Below are 14,582 nucleotides of genomic sequence, written 5' to 3' on the forward strand. Positions count from 1 at the left end.
TTATAGCCGGCAAGGATAACAGAAACTGGTCGAACCTTTTACTTATTATTGCTTATGAAAGCAGCAATTTTTACTCTTAGATGAGTTATACGATAAATAGAATAGAGAAACCAACTTGCAACCCAAGACTACTCATGGATTAAAACGCATCAAAAACGCGACTCGCTACTCATGCCAAGGGCTAAAAGCTGCGTTTAAAAACGAACCCGCTTTTCGAGAAGAGGTACTACTGGCTTCAATCATGATTCCAATCGCCCTCATTTTTGCTGACGGTCAACTAAATCGCGTATTGCTGATTGGCAGTGTGGTACTGGTATTGGTGGCAGAGCTCTTTAACAGTGCGATTGAAGCGGTCGTCGATCGAGTCGGCACAGAGCATCATGAACTGGCAGGAAGAGCAAAAGATATTGGCTCTGCAGCGGTAATGGTGACCATGCTGCTAACGGGTTATACATGGTTAGAAATCCTGATTTTTTAAACTCGCTAAAAAACAATCAATTGGCTTTTCATTTAACCAATTACTGGATATACTCACAGTTAACTGTATAAAAAGACAGGTGACTCATGAAGCCGTTAACGCCCCGCCAACAACAAGTTTTCGACCTGATCAAAAATAAAATTGATCATACTGGTATGCCGCCAACTCGTGCAGAAATTGCTCGTGAACTCGGCTTCCGTTCAGCTAATGCTGCTGAAGAACATTTAAAAGCGCTTGCTCGTAAAGAAGCGATCGAGATTATTCCTGGTGCCTCTCGTGGTATCCGTATCTTGCTAGAAGATGCTGCGAATGATGAAGAAGGCCTTCCACTGATTGGTCAAGTAGCTGCTGGTGAACCGATCTTGGCTCAAGAGCATGTAGAGACGCATTACCAAGTTGACCCGGGTATGTTCAAGCCTCAAGCGGACTTCTTGCTGCGTGTTAATGGCGAGAGTATGAAAGACATCGGTATCATGGATGGCGACCTTTTGGCGGTACACAAAACTCAAGACGTTCGTGACGGCCAAGTCGTTGTGGCACGTGTTGATGAAGATGTGACGGTTAAGCGTTTGGAGCGTAAAGGCTCGACGGTGTTACTGCATGCTGAAAACGAAGAGTTTGCGCCAATTAAGGTTGATTTGACCAGTCAGCACCTATCGATTGAAGGTCTTGCTGTCGGTATCATCCGTAATACGGACTGGATGTAATCTCTCTACTTGAGATTTATTCTCACTTATTGATTTTGTAAGTGATATTCATTATCATCTTCTTTCTGGCTACGGAAGGAAGATGACAATGGCCACCAAACAGACATCAGCAAAACATCGCTATCAAATCCCTACTAATCTGTTGCAACCATTATGGCTTCGTAGTCGAGAAAGCCTAGTAGACGACGGACTTGTCTATGATCCTATTGCGGCGCGTGCCTGCCAACAGTGTCAACTCGCTCCAGAATGTTTTTCTGGGGATATCGATCAAAAACAACTGCTTCATGCCACCCTCACTCAACTGTGTGACCAACAAGTGTCTGCATTTATCAAGCGCAACCCTGATGGTTGGATAGTGAATGTTGGTGCTGGCCTCGATACCCGCTTCTATCGCGTAGACAATGGTCGTTGCCACTGGCTAGAACTCGATATCACTGAAAACCTTCTGTGGCGCCAGAAACTGTTCCATAACAGTGAGCGTTATCACCATGTTTGTGGCAGCGTCGATGATCTTAGTTGGTTAGAGTTGTTACCTATCCCTGAAAAAGCCCCAGTAATGATTGTATGTGAACACGCATTGCTAGATTGCACCCAGCAACAAGTCGCTAAATTTATCCAAGCTTTGGGCTGTCATTTTGATAGTGCAAGAGCTTGTGTGGTACTAGCGGGGGATCTAAGTGCCTCTAAACTTGGGCAAAAAATGGGGTCGGGTGAGTATGGCCACGGTTATGCCGCACCGGGTGATAGCATGCTTGGTTACTTACCTTGGGCGCGCTGGGCAAAAACTTATCATCCCCTTGAGCAAAATTGTGGACGTTGGAAAATGTGGCAACGTTGGCTCACCAAAATTAACTTCCTCAAACAGCGTTTAACACCAGTAGTAGTTCAGCTTCGCTGGTGATCTCTGTACACTTGTCACTCAACTTTTCACTGAGTGACAACGTGCAGATAATCCAAACTCTTTCCAATCGCGATATGCACAAGCAAGTCCTGCTGCTCGCGATCCCTATGGTCCTTTCTAATATCACTGTCCCTTTGCTTGGATTGGTGGATGCTGCCGTTATTGGTCACTTAGATCATGCTTGGTATTTGGGTGGTGTTGCGCTTGGCAGTACGATGATCAGCGTGACATTTTGGCTGCTTGGCTTTTTACGTATGTCGACGACAGGATTAGCGGCTCAAGCTTATGGGGCACAAGGCAAGCACCAACTAGGATTAGTGTTTACCCAAGGTATGGCGATGGCATTTGGCTTTGCAGCCTTGTTTTTGCTATTCCATTCGTTTATCGCTGATTGGGTATTTAGTTTTAGTGACGCCAGTGAACAAGTCAAACATTACGGGCAGCAGTATTTCTCAATCCGTGCTTGGAGTGCACCAGCTGCACTTGCTAACTTCGTTTTACTTGGTTGGCTGCTTGGTACCCAAAATGCCAAGGCTCCGATGTGGATGGTCATCATCGCCAATGTCACCAATATCGCCTTAGATGTCTTGTTTGTCATAGGTTTTGGCTGGAAAGTCGAAGGTGCGGCTCTCGCTTCTGTTATTGCTGACTATACAGGGATGAGCTTCGGTCTGTGGTGTGTATGGCGTAAGTGGAGCCAAGAAAATCTACCGCCGTTAATCGGTTTAATTAAAGACACCACCAATGGACTGAGTCGATTCGTCAAACTTAATCGTGACATCTTCCTACGCTCTTTATGTTTGCAGGCGACATTTACTTTCATGACGTTTCAAGGTGCCAGTTTTGGCGATGAAATCGTGGCAGCTAATGCGGTGTTGATGAGCTTTTTGATGATGATTTCCTACGGTATGGACGGCTTTGCTTATGCAATGGAGGCGATGGTGGGGAAAGCTATAGGCGCTAAAGATAGAGCGCAGCTTAACCAATCTCTGATCGGTACCTTCTTTTGGAGCCTTGTTATTTGCTTGGGATTGACCTTCATTTTTAGTTTGTTGGGATCAAGCCTGATCAGTTTGATCACTGATATAGAGCGAGTTCATTCCATCGCCTTAGAGTATTTACCGTGGTTGGTCGCTATGCCATTGGTTTCGATGTGGTGCTTTTTGTTGGATGGTATTTTTATCGGAGCGACAAAAGGCAAGGAGATGCGAAACAGCATGTTCGTATCCACCTGTGCTTTCTTTGCTTTCTTCTATCTAGCAAGTAGCTGGGGCAATCATGCGCTTTGGTTTGCCATGTTGGGCTTTATGGGAATGCGAGGAGCGACGCTAGCGATTATATTATTCAGCCAATGGAGAAGAGATGCGTTTCTCTCTTAGTAGGGTGAAGCAGTCGTAAAAGCCGAATCATCGTGATTCGGCTTTTTTGTCGGTGATATTGATTATTACAAATGAGTAAAAATGATTTTCAAATTACTGGGATTATCATTATTTGGAAAATATCTAAAATAGCCACCAACAAAACGACGCAGCGGCATGAGAAATCCTCAGCTACGCTTATGACGTCACTCCCTACACTGAGAATTAAGGAAATATCCATGACTCTTGAACTCAAGCCAGGTCAAACACATATTCAATCTAAAGCGATGGTTGCATGGGCTGCGGGCGAACCACTGAAGCGTGAAACTGTTGATGTTGAACTGCCAAAAGCTGGCGAAGTATTAGTACGTATTGTTGCGACCGGTGTTTGTCACACTGACGCGTTCACGCTATCTGGTGATGATCCAGAGGGCATCTTCCCATCAATCCTAGGCCATGAAGGTGGCGGCATTGTTGAAATGGTTGGTGAAGGCGTAACAAGCGTTGAAGTTGGCGACCACGTTATTCCACTTTACACAGCAGAGTGTGGCGAATGTAAGTTCTGTAAGTCAGGTAAAACCAACCTTTGTCAGGCCGTTCGTGAAACTCAGGGTAAGGGTCTAATGCCAGATGGCACAAGCCGCTTCTCTATCAACGGTGAGCCAATTTATCACTACATGGGCTGTTCGACTTTCTCTGAGTACACGGTTCTTCCAGAAATCTCACTAGCGAAAGTAAGCAAAGAAGCGCCACTTGAAGAAGTCTGTCTGCTTGGTTGTGGTGTAACAACGGGGATGGGCGCGGTTCTTAACACAGCGAAAGTTGAAAAAGGCGATACTGTTGCGGTATTTGGCCTAGGTGGGATCGGTCTATCTGCAATCATCGGCGCTCGTATGGCTGGTGCAAGCCGCATCATCGGCGTTGATATCAATGAGAGCAAATTTGACCTAGCAAAACAGCTTGGTGCGACTGATGTTATCAATCCTCAAAAATTCGATAAGCCAATCCAAGACGTTATCGTTGAGATGACAGACGGTGGTGTTGACTACTCATTCGAATGTATCGGTAACGTAAACGTGATGCGTCAAGCACTTGAGTGTTGTCACAAAGGTTGGGGTGAATCAGTCATCATCGGTGTAGCGGGTGCAGGTCAAGAGATCTCAACTCGTCCATTCCAACTAGTAACAGGTCGTGTATGGCGTGGCAGCGCTTTCGGTGGCGTTAAAGGCCGCTCTGAACTGCCAGAAATCGTAAACCGTTACATGGCAGGTGAGTTTGGTCTTCAGGAGTTCATCACTCATACAATGAGCCTTGATGAAGTAAACGATGCATTCGACCTAATGCACAAAGGTGAATCTATCCGTACTGTTCTACACATGGACAGATAATCACCTGAGTCTTTGGACAGCCTTTACCAGAGACTAGTGTCTACTTTGCAGAATCTTGTTCACCACCTTTCGCCCGGGAGGTGGTGATATTCATTTTGTTTAGAGTAAGGCTCTCGCCGTGCTTTAACCAAAGTGAATGTTTTGTATTTAACCGTCAGCCTTATGGAGCACTATCATGACTATCGAAAATATTAGCCAAGCCAAGGTTGCTGGTGGTTGGCATAAGCAATATAGCCACGACTCTTCAACACTTAACTGCAACATGCGCTTTGCTATTTTCTTGCCGCCGAATGCTTCCAAAGCTAATCCAGCGCCTGTGCTCTACTGGCTATCGGGCTTAACCTGCACAGATGAAAACTTCATGCAAAAAGCGGGCGCCTTTCGCCGAGCCGCTGAACTGGGCATTGCGATTGTCGCGCCAGATACCAGCCCACGCGGTGAAAATGTCGCTGATGATGAAAGTTACGATCTTGGCCAAGGTGCTGGTTTTTACCTAAATGCGACGCAAGAACCTTGGTCACGTCACTATCATATGTATGACTACGTGACAGAAGAGCTGCCTGCGCTTATCGAAGCTAATTTCCCTGTATCAAGCATTAAGTCTATCTCTGGTCATAGCATGGGCGGTCATGGAGCCTTAACGATTGGCCTTAAGAATGCTCAGCATTTCCGTTCAATTTCAGCATTCAGTCCGATCAGCAACCCAATGCAATGTCCTTGGGGGCAAAAAGCATTTAACGCTTACTTGGGTAATGATTTTGAAACGTGGAAGCAGTACGACGCGAGTGAACTGCTTAAACAAGCACAAGCGAAGCTGCCTATTTTGGTTGACCAAGGTGATGCTGATGGCTTCTTAGTCGAGCAACTGAAACCAGAAATGCTACAAGCAGCTGCCAAAGAGCATGATTCAGATGTTGAAATCCGTATTCAACCTGGCTACGACCACAGCTACTACTTCATCTCAAGCTTTATCAATGATCACTTAGACTTTCATGCGGCTTACTTGAATCAGTAAAGCTGTACGTTAAACAATAAAAAGCCGCGCCTCTATCGAGCAGCGCGGCTTTTTTCATTCTAGGAAAGCTTAAAACAGACGGTTTAGGCCGTTTAATGCAGCCACACGGTAAGCTTCCGCCATAGTTGGGTAGTTGAAAGTGGTGTTAACGAAATACTCGATGGTATTCGCTTCACCTTTTTGCTCCATGATCGCCTGACCGATGTGAATGATTTCCGCTGCACGTTCACCGAAGCAGTGTATACCGAGAATTTCTTTGGTCTCACGGTGGAAGAGAATCTTCAAGCTGCCGATATCTTTGCCTGCAATTTGTGCACGAGCAAGATGTTTAAATGAAGAGCGACCTACCTCATATGGGACTTTAGCTGCCGTAAGCTCTTGTTCGGTTTTACCCACAGAACTGATTTCTGGAATGGTGTAGATGCCCGTCGGAATGTCTTCGATTAGGTTGCCTTCGGCTTGACCTTTGTTAATCGCTTGAGCAACAAAGCGGCCTTGGTCATAGGCGGCACTTGCAAGGCTAGGGTAGCCAATCACATCACCAACAGCGTAAACATGCTCAACTTCCGTCTGGTAGTTACCATCCACTTTTAGCTGACCGCGAGAATCGGCTTCAAGACCAACCGCTGATAGATTCAATTTATCTGTGTTACCAGTTCGGCCATTAGCATAAAGAATACAGTCAGCGCGCATCTTCTTACCTGACTCTAGGTGAACAATGACCCCATCTTCAGTACCTTCAATCTTCTCAAACGTTTCATCATTACGAATCACGACACCACTGTTCCAGAAGTGGTAAGAGAGAGCATCAGAAACTTCGTTATCGAGGAAAGCGAGCAAGCGATCACGAGTATTAATAAGATCGGTTTTAACTCCAAGACCGCGGAAGATAGAAGCGTACTCACAACCAATCACACCTGCACCATAGATGATGATATGACGAGGGTCGTGTTTCAGGTTCAAAATAGAGTCACTGTCATAGATACGCTCGTGCGTGAAGTCGACACCTTCTGGTTGGTATGGGCGAGAGCCTGTCGCAATCACGAAACGGTCGGCACTGTACATTTCTTCGGTACCATCACTTTGCATGACAGCGATTGTGTACTTATCGATAAAACGCGCTGTACCAAAGATCAGGGAACACTGGTTGCGATCATAAAAGCCTTGGCGCAGGCGAGTTTGCTTATCAATGACTGACTTAGCATGGCCAAGGATATTAGAAAAGGTGGAATGTAGACTAGTGTTGTTATGGCAGAAGAGTGGGTTGTTGTTGAATTCAATGATTCGGCTGACGGCATGGCGGAGTGCTTTAGATGGGATAGTTCCCCAGTGCGTACAACCTCCTCCGACACTACTCTCTTTCTCCACAATGGCGACATTTAGCCCTGCTTTGGTTAATCCCATCGCTGCCCCTTCACCGCCAGGGCCACTACCAATCACGATGACATCAAAGTGGTTACTCTCCACCATAGTTTCTTCCTTGTTATAGAGTATTAACATTGCTTTAGCGAGATTTTAACCGATTCCATGGGTGCAGACACCCAAACCACCCCTAGAGAGTCGGTGGGATCACGTAGAATTACGCAAAAGCGTTAAATGGTATGTTGTATGTCTCTAATTGAGAGGTCAAAGATTGAAATCTCACTCTAACTCGGTTTAATTGCCACTCGATCGTCAAAGCGAGAGATTTAAGGTTATCTCCTTAGGTCAATCGTTGTATATTAAAGACAATCGCAGTACGAAATAGAAAAACAACTATGAAATCCATGGGAATACGAGCACAGCAGAAAGAAAAAACCCGTCGTTCTTTGATTGACGCTGCGTTCAGCCAACTGAGTGCCGACCGAAGCTTCTCTAACTTGAGTTTACGAGAGGTCGCACGTGAAGCTGGTATTGCTCCTACTTCATTTTATCGTCATTTCAAAGATATGGATGAGCTAGGTTTGACCATGGTCGACGAAGGCGGCTTACTGCTACGTCAATTGATGCGCCAAGCAAGACAACGAATTGTAAAAGAGGGCAGTGTTATTCGTACTTCGGTGGAAACCTTTATGGAGTTTATCGAGAGCAGCCCCAACGTGTTTCGTCTGTTATTGCGTGAGCGCTCGGGAACCTCTTTTGAGTTTCGAACTGCCGTTGCCCGTGAAATGCAGCATTTCGTTGCGGAAATGACCGAGTACTTGATCAGTACAGGAATGACACGTGATGAGGCGTTTACTCAAGCCGAAGCGTCAGTCACATTAGTTTTTAGTTCTGGTGCAGAAGCACTGGACTTAGAAAGACCTGAGCGAGATGAACTCGCCGACCGTCTAATTATGCAATTGCGAATGATTGCCAAAGGGGCATTCTGGTATCGCAAAGAACGTGAACGTAACCGATTAAAAGGTGGGATAGATTAATGTCGAATGAAACAAACCAAGTTAATCGTGGTTCTGAGAAAAAAACACTGGTACTTGCTTTGATTGCCGGTATGTGTGGTGACGCTGTGCTTTCATGGCTTACTATGAGTGAAGTGTCTTTCTCAATTTTTCCACTGATTGCTCTTGTCCTGTCAGTACAAGCTCTTTACCAAGAGTACCTAAACAACCCAGTATCTGAGGACATCCCATTGGTTGGCCTTGCTTGCTTCTTTGTAGGTGCGTTTGGTCACTCTGCTTTTGTTAAAGCTCAACACCCTGAAGCGGGTTCAAATATGTTAGCCATCTTTATCACGCTAGGCCTATTGTTATGGGTAGCGAAAAAGCTGGGCTTTCTGACACCAAAGACGGAAGCGAAAGCAGAATCATAATTTGATTCCATCGTCCAAATACAAAAAACGAGCCACTTGGCTCGTTTTTTAATGCGTGTGATTTATTAGGCTTTACGCTCTAGCAAAACACCGGCTTCCATATGGTGAGTATAAGGGAATTGATCGAACAGCGCGAAGCGTGTCACTTTGTGAGTTTCGCACAAGATATCTAAGTTCTCTTTTAATGTCTCAGGATTACACGAGATGTACATAATACGCTCGTAACCTTGCACCATCTTACAGGTGTCAATATCCATTCCTGAACGCGGTGGATCAACAAAAATCGTGTTGCAGTTGTAGCTCTTAAGATCCACGCCAGCATCTTGCAGGCGACGGAATTCACGCTTACCTTCGATGGCCTCAGTAAACTCTTCAGCAGACAGACGTAGGATCTGAACGTTATCAATGTTGTTCGCCGCAATATTGTATTGTGCTGACACAACCGATGGCTTTGCGAGCTCCGTTGCTAGTACTCGGTCAAAGTTTTGTGCCAGAGCAAGAGAGAAGTTACCGTTACCACAGTAAAGCTCAAGTAAGTCACCCGTGCTCTCTTGAGTACAGTCAATAGCCCACTCAAGCATCTTAGTGGCCACTTTGCCGTTAGGTTGCGTAAAACTGTTTTCTACTTGCTGGTAGATGTATGGCTTACCGTTAACGTCTAACTTCTCAATCACGTAATCGCGATCCAGAACAATCTTCATCTTACGTGCGCGACCAATGATATTAAGGTTAAAACCTTCATCATTCAGGCTTTGCTTAAGTGCTTTTGCATTTTCAATCCACTCATCATCTAGCTGACGGTGATAAAGCAGAGATACTAGAATTTCACCACTTAGTGTCGATAGAAAATCAACTTGGAACAGTTTACGACGTAAAGAGTCGTTGTTTTTCATTGCGTCGATAAGCAGTGGCATCAAGTCGTTAATCAGGCGACTCGCTGCTGGGAACTGGTCAACGCGGTATTTCTCACGAGTCTCTTGATTGAACATGATGTAATACATGTCATCGCCTTCATGCCAAACACGGAACTCAGCACGCATGCGGTAGTGTTGCTCTGGAGACTCGAACACTTCTAACTCAGGTACATTGTAAGATGCGAACATCTCATTAAGACGATCAACCTTCTCGGTCAATTGTTCTTGGTAGCGTTGCGGGTTTACATCAAGAGTCGCCATGATTATTACCTTTGGTCTTGTACCTGTAGAAGGTGTATTTAATTTAAGAGCGCAGATTTTATTCAATCTCAGCGCTATGTCCAGTCTTGACCGGATATGTGTTAAAGATAGTGTGTAAAGTAGCAATTGTGGACTCAATGAAATGCATCTAAATGATATAAATCCACAATATAGGCTAGACAAATTCACCATTGCTTAATACCATCATCGCCAAGCTGGTGCTGTCTAGATGTATAGATGGCTGAAAAGGGAATCTGGTGTAACTCCAGAACTGACGCGCAGCGGTAAAAGAGAACGAACGCTCAAAATGACACTGCACATAGCATTGTGTGGGAAGTCGAGTAAGTAGATGGTTAACCCAAGCTCTTAAGTCCGAAGACCTGCCAGCAACTGAGCTAAACACTGGAAGCAATGCGCTTCATGCTCAGTAGGACTTACGCGATTTAGGATTATAAAAATGAACCGATCTATTCTAGCGATAGCTGTGGCATCGCTACTTCCGCACGCCTCTCTTTCATACGCCCAAGAAGCCTCCGCTGATGAGACAATGGTGGTGACTGCTAACCGATTTGAGCAAGTTGATGGTGCAGTTCTAGCTCAGACCGTTGTAGTAACGAAAGAAGACATCGAAAAACTTCAAGCTAATAGTCTACTTGAAGTATTCCGTACTTTACCAAGTGTAGAAGTCGCTCAGTACGGTGGTCGAGGCCAGAACGCTTCGTTCTTTGTACGAGGTGGTAGCTCTTCTCAAGTTTTAGTTTTAGTTGATGGTACACGCTTGCCTAGAGCAATGATGGGTGGCGTTGATTTTAATTCTTTGCCTGTAAATTCAATTGAAAGAATTGAGTATATTCGTGGTGCTAGAGCTTCAGTGTATGGCTCAGAAGCTATTTCTGGCGTAATTAATATTATTACAAGAGCTAACGCAAATGATGAAGTAACGAAAGTTTTTGGGGGCTATGGTTCTAATAATCACTATGTTACTTCCCTATCCACACTTCACCGAATTGATGATAACCAGCACATTAAAGCTGTTGTTGGGTATGAAAAGAATGATGGGTTCAATGTTAAACCTATTGCTGGTTTGAATGATGGTGATGAGCATGGTTTTGAAGCCTACAATCTGAACATTGGCTATCAGAACCAATTATCCGACACATTGAACGCGTTTGTTAGCGTGATTGCTTATGACAATGAAGGTGAATACGACGGTAGTTCGGAAGAATCTTCGTGGAATGGCATAACGTTTCCTGCTGTTCACCAAGAGAAAGTAGGTCGAGTAGAGTTTCGTTCTGTTAACACTAAGTTGTCTTATGATAAGGACAACCTTACATCCACTATAGATGTGACGTATGCCACTCAAGATAACTATGATTTCAATCTAGGTGAAGATAAGAAAAGTGGTAGCTACGTTTTTATCAATCAAACGAACCTGAGCTGGCTAAACTCCTACACAGTAAACGAACAGCTGAGTGTTGGTGGTGGTATCGACTATCGCAGAGAGAAGTTAGATGAAGGTTATACAGGTTCTAGTTTCTACTCTCCTGATGAAAACCCTCGTGAGAATTATGGCGTGAGCTTAATTGGTCAGTATGACTTGGATGAAGTGACGTTAGAAGCTAGTGTTCGTAATGATGAGAACAGCCAATATGGAAATACAACGACTTGGCAAACTGCATTGGCTTATGAATTCTTAGATAATTATGAAGTAAAAGCGAGTCATGGAACTGCTTTTAGAGCGCCTACCTTCCTTGATTTGTATTACCCTGGCTATGAAGCTCCAGACTTGAAAGCGGAAGATTCCCAGAATACAGAGTTAACACTATCTGGCTACCATGATCTATTTGATTGGTCTTTAACGGGGTACCTAAATCAAATTGACAATATGCTAATGTGGCAGGGTTCGGGCATGACAAATATTGGTCAAGCCGAAATCAAGGGGTTAGAACTTGGTTTGCACTTAGATACGTCAATTGTAAGCCATCAGTTTTATCTAGATTGGAAAGATCCAGTGGATAAGTCGAATGGCCAAGAACAGCAATTGAGCTACCGAGCTAAGCAGGGGGCTAAATGGAATGCGTTTGTAGATATTGGCAATTGGGTCTTAGGCTCTCAGTATCTTTATCAAGGAGAACGATTCAATGGTTCAACCCGCTTAGCAAGTTATAGTCTTTGGAACTTCACCGCTCAGTATTCAGTGACGGAAAAATTTGAAGTTAAAGGCAAGCTAAGCAATGCATTTGATAAAGAATATGAAATGTATACCGGCTACGCTGTCCCTGGTAGAGAATTCTTTGTCTCTGCAAACTACCAATTCTAATCACCTTAAACCGCCCAAGGGCGGTTTTTTCTTACCTATAGATAACCAATATGAAAAAGAACGTCATTATTAGCTGGTCGAGTGGGAAAGACTCGACGTTGACTCTAGAACGATTGATGGATAGTGAGCAATACAATGTTGTTGGTCTTTACACCACCTATGTGAAAGATGAAGTACCGTTTCAAGCGACACCAATTTCTTTAATTGATCTGCAAGCTGAATTGCTGGGCTTGCCCATTATCAAGATTGAAATGCCGCAAGAATTTCCACCTAATGACATTTATCAATCTCGGATTATTAACGCCCTAAGAGAGAGTGGCTTAGAAGTAGATGCGGTCGCATTTGGAGACATGTACTGCAATGGTATTGAAGAGTATCGCCGTAGCTATATCGAACCAGCAGGCTGGGAGTGTGTATTTCCACTGTTAGGTGAGGACAGCGACAAGTTAGCGCAAGAGATCCTTAACAGAGGCATTCAAACGCTGGTGGTCACAACGGATGGTACCCAACTCGCTGCGAGCTATTGTGGACAATGGTACAACCAAGCCTTTTTAGATAGCTTACCTACAGGCGTTGATCCATGCGGTGAGGACGGTGAGTTTCATACACTTGTGACGAAAACTCGCAGCTACAAAGGCAGCATTGAGCTTGAGTTAAAAGAGGTAGAGCAAGGGAGTCGCTTTTGCCATCAACGTTACATCGCGAGAAGATTGCCAAATTAGTCGCAGAGAGTATCATTGTTGGGTTCGAATTTTGACGAGTGACTCTAGTGTCCCAGCAACAAGCAAAAATCCTAATCTTTGACTCTGGTGTAGGTGGTCTATCTGTATATAAAGAGATAGAGCGAAAACTTCCTCATCTAGAGTACCTCTATATATTCGACAATGAAGCATACCCATACGGTGAGCTTGAGCATGATACCCTCATTAAACGAGTAGAGCGTTTAGTAACCGGTTTCGTCGATACTCACAATATTGATATCGTTGTTATTGCCTGCAACACAGCAAGCACTATTGTTTTGCCAACGCTGCGTGCGAGATTAGCGATTCCTGTTGTTGGGGTTGTTCCAGCTATAAAACCAGCCTCCAATCTAGCTAACAAAGCGGTAGGGCTGATTGCCACTCCTGCTACCGTTACTCGTCCTTATACTCACGACCTAATCCGAGACTTCTCGCAAAGTAAACCCGTAGAACTGCTCGGTTCAACTCGCCTAGTAGATATGGCAGAAGAGAAGCTTAGAGGTAAGTGCGTTGATTTGGTCGAGCTAAAGCAGATCTTATCGACGATTGAAAGTAAGGTAGACGTCGCCGTTCTAGGGTGTACACATTTCCCTTTGATAAAAGAAGAAATTCAAGCCGTTTTATCAGATAAGGTCTTGCTCGTTGATTCGGGAGAAGCGATCGCACGCAGAGTAGAAGATCTACTAGAGACAGCTGGCGGGAAAGAAACACGAGGAAAGCGACAGATTTTCTCAACAGCTCCCCCTTGGGAAGAGGGAGCGTTGAATGAAGCGGTATATGAATTAGGCTTTAGCGTTATTCAACACTATCCGCTTGAGATTTAGGATCATTAGCAATACGTACTTTTAGCGTTCGCTGCATATAGTCTTGCTCATTAAGAGCATCAATAGCAGTTTGAGCATCAGTTGCTGCCATTACGACAAAGCCAAAACCTCTCCTCTTACCTGTGCGCTTATCTTTCATTAGACGCACAGCAAATACCTCGCCGTGTTTAGCAAATAACTCTTTTACATGTGACTCATTCGCTTTGTATGGAAGATTACCTACATACAGTGTCTTAGTTGAAGGATCGTTTTGTTGGTCTTGCTCAATATTGGTGTTTGAAAGTTTAAGAATAAAAGCGGAAGCCAAAACACCCAGCACAAAGCTAATTGCAGGAGAGACATTGACCTGCGAAAAGATGATTCCACCTAAAACGGCTAAGGCGACAATCATTAAGGTTGATTTGTTTGAACTCATATTTGAATACAACTTTTAGGTTTGAAGAAAAATGTAGATCTACTGTTAACAAAATAGACACAGGGATCTTACGTATATGGTTGTTGTTTTTCCAACGTATTGATGTGACATGACTCAAATGTTGAAATTTTATTCTATTCTAAGTGATTTGATTTCTTTTTGAGCAAACAAAAAATAAATTCAAAAAAACGCTTGTCTTCATCTCAGACCTCCCTATAATGCCGCCTCACCGACACGGAGTGAGACAAACATCACACACCGAGTTGAGAAGAGAGAAAAGAAAGTTTGAAAAAAACGCTTGACTCTCGAATCGGGAAGCGTAAGATACGCACCCCTAACGACGAAGCGCAAAGCGCAACGAAAGTTAGAAAAAGCTCTTTAAAAATATAAACCTATCAATCTGTGTGGGCACTCGTTGATGATAATCCAATTAGAAACTTCGGTTTCAAATTAGGTTTCAATGAAACGAAGTG

At 44.2% G+C, this 14,582-nt stretch carries 14 protein-coding genes and 1 riboswitch; of the genes, 11 read left to right on the top strand and 3 right to left on the bottom strand.

Going from position 1 to position 14,582, the window contains the following annotated elements; translation table 11 throughout:
- The first annotated feature begins 115 nt into the window (after positions 1-115).
- From F0231_RS19145 to fghA, 6 genes are all read left to right on the top strand, one after another.
- Positions 116-478: a diacylglycerol kinase gene (locus F0231_RS19145; RefSeq protein WP_171761294.1), complete on the top strand. Its 363-nt coding sequence runs from the start codon at positions 116-118 to the stop codon at positions 476-478.
- A gap of 86 nt (positions 479-564) precedes the next feature.
- Positions 565-1,185: a transcriptional repressor LexA gene (lexA, locus tag F0231_RS19150; protein WP_171761295.1), complete on the top strand. Its 621-nt coding sequence runs from the start codon at positions 565-567 to the stop codon at positions 1,183-1,185.
- A gap of 88 nt (positions 1,186-1,273) precedes the next feature.
- Entirely contained in the window at positions 1,274-2,086 is an 813-nt protein-coding gene (locus F0231_RS19155; protein WP_171761296.1) for a class I SAM-dependent methyltransferase, read from the top strand.
- 74 nt (positions 2,087-2,160) lie between these two features.
- Positions 2,161-3,465, top strand: a complete 1,305-nt coding sequence (dinF, locus tag F0231_RS19160) for an MATE family efflux transporter DinF (protein ID WP_171761308.1) — start codon at positions 2,161-2,163, stop codon at positions 3,463-3,465.
- 218 nt (positions 3,466-3,683) lie between these two features.
- Positions 3,684-4,832, top strand: coding sequence for an S-(hydroxymethyl)glutathione dehydrogenase/class III alcohol dehydrogenase (locus tag F0231_RS19165; protein WP_171761297.1), 1,149 nt, complete (start codon positions 3,684-3,686; stop codon positions 4,830-4,832).
- Between the two features lie 175 nt (positions 4,833-5,007).
- Positions 5,008-5,847 carry an S-formylglutathione hydrolase gene (gene fghA, locus F0231_RS19170; RefSeq protein WP_171761298.1) on the top strand — a complete coding sequence of 280 codons (840 nt, stop codon included), beginning with the start codon at positions 5,008-5,010 and terminating at the stop codon, positions 5,845-5,847.
- Positions 5,848-5,916: 69 nt separating this feature from the next.
- On the opposite strand, the gene sthA is transcribed toward fghA, so the two are convergent.
- Complete coding sequence (gene sthA / locus F0231_RS19175) at positions 5,917-7,347, bottom strand: Si-specific NAD(P)(+) transhydrogenase (RefSeq protein ID WP_367613488.1); 1,431 nt, start codon at positions 7,345-7,347, stop codon at positions 5,917-5,919.
- 257 nt (positions 7,348-7,604) lie between these two features.
- Between sthA and fabR the strand changes: the two genes are divergently transcribed.
- Both fabR and F0231_RS19185 read left to right on the top strand, forming a co-directional pair.
- A complete protein-coding gene (gene fabR / locus F0231_RS19180) occupies positions 7,605-8,246 on the top strand; it encodes an HTH-type transcriptional repressor FabR (protein WP_171761300.1) in 642 nt (213 codons plus the stop codon).
- Positions 8,246-8,635, top strand: a complete 390-nt coding sequence (locus F0231_RS19185; protein ID WP_171761301.1) for a YijD family membrane protein — start codon at positions 8,246-8,248, stop codon at positions 8,633-8,635. Before fabR ends, F0231_RS19185 begins: the two co-directional genes overlap by 1 nt.
- Positions 8,636-8,700: 65 nt before the next feature.
- Here F0231_RS19185 and trmA read toward each other — a convergent pair whose 3' ends face one another.
- Complete coding sequence (trmA, locus tag F0231_RS19190; RefSeq protein ID WP_171761302.1) at positions 8,701-9,810, bottom strand: tRNA (uridine(54)-C5)-methyltransferase TrmA; 1,110 nt, start codon at positions 9,808-9,810, stop codon at positions 8,701-8,703.
- A gap of 199 nt (positions 9,811-10,009) precedes the next feature.
- A riboswitch (cobalamin riboswitch) is annotated at positions 10,010-10,213 on the top strand.
- A gap of 54 nt (positions 10,214-10,267) precedes the next feature.
- On the opposite strand from trmA, the gene F0231_RS19195 reads away from it, so the two are divergent.
- From F0231_RS19195 to murI, 3 genes are read left to right on the top strand one after another with little or no spacing between them, the layout of a single operon-like run.
- A complete protein-coding gene (locus F0231_RS19195) occupies positions 10,268-12,130 on the top strand; it encodes a TonB-dependent receptor (protein WP_171761303.1) in 1,863 nt (620 codons plus the stop codon).
- A 50-nt stretch (positions 12,131-12,180) separates the two neighbouring features.
- Positions 12,181-12,852, top strand: a complete 672-nt coding sequence (locus F0231_RS19200; RefSeq protein WP_171761304.1) for an ATPase — start codon at positions 12,181-12,183, stop codon at positions 12,850-12,852.
- A 47-nt stretch (positions 12,853-12,899) separates the two neighbouring features.
- The gene (gene murI, locus F0231_RS19205; RefSeq protein ID WP_171761305.1) at positions 12,900-13,694 is read left to right on the top strand and encodes a glutamate racemase; all 795 of its coding nucleotides are present in this window, start codon (positions 12,900-12,902) and stop codon (positions 13,692-13,694) included.
- On the opposite strand, the gene F0231_RS19210 is transcribed toward murI, so the two are convergent.
- Positions 13,666-14,109, bottom strand: coding sequence for an RNA-binding protein (locus tag F0231_RS19210; protein ID WP_171761306.1), 444 nt, complete (start codon positions 14,107-14,109; stop codon positions 13,666-13,668). The two genes, murI and F0231_RS19210, sit on opposite strands and share 29 nt — an antisense overlap.
- Positions 14,110-14,582: the final 473 nt, after the last annotated feature.

Origin of the sequence: Vibrio sp. RE86 (assembly GCF_013114545.1) — a bacterium.
In the GTDB taxonomy this organism is placed as follows: Bacteria; Pseudomonadota; Gammaproteobacteria; order Enterobacterales; family Vibrionaceae; genus Vibrio.

Coding starts and splice junctions, on each gene's coding strand:
- lexA (WP_171761295.1), top strand. CDS start 565: ATGAAGCCGTTAACGCCCCGCCAACAACAAGTTTTCGACCTGATCAAA.
- F0231_RS19155 (WP_171761296.1), top strand. CDS start 1,274: ATGGCCACCAAACAGACATCAGCAAAACATCGCTATCAAATCCCTACT.
- dinF (WP_171761308.1), top strand. CDS start 2,161: ATGCACAAGCAAGTCCTGCTGCTCGCGATCCCTATGGTCCTTTCTAAT.
- F0231_RS19165 (WP_171761297.1), top strand. CDS start 3,684: ATGACTCTTGAACTCAAGCCAGGTCAAACACATATTCAATCTAAAGCG.
- fghA (WP_171761298.1), top strand. CDS start 5,008: ATGACTATCGAAAATATTAGCCAAGCCAAGGTTGCTGGTGGTTGGCAT.
- sthA (WP_367613488.1), bottom strand. CDS start 7,347: ATGTTAATACTCTATAACAAGGAAGAAACTATGGTGGAGAGTAACCAC.
- fabR (WP_171761300.1), top strand. CDS start 7,605: ATGAAATCCATGGGAATACGAGCACAGCAGAAAGAAAAAACCCGTCGT.
- F0231_RS19185 (WP_171761301.1), top strand. CDS start 8,246: ATGTCGAATGAAACAAACCAAGTTAATCGTGGTTCTGAGAAAAAAACA.
- trmA (WP_171761302.1), bottom strand. CDS start 9,810: ATGGCGACTCTTGATGTAAACCCGCAACGCTACCAAGAACAATTGACC.
- F0231_RS19195 (WP_171761303.1), top strand. CDS start 10,268: ATGAACCGATCTATTCTAGCGATAGCTGTGGCATCGCTACTTCCGCAC.
- F0231_RS19200 (WP_171761304.1), top strand. CDS start 12,181: ATGAAAAAGAACGTCATTATTAGCTGGTCGAGTGGGAAAGACTCGACG.
- F0231_RS19210 (WP_171761306.1), bottom strand. CDS start 14,109: ATGAGTTCAAACAAATCAACCTTAATGATTGTCGCCTTAGCCGTTTTA.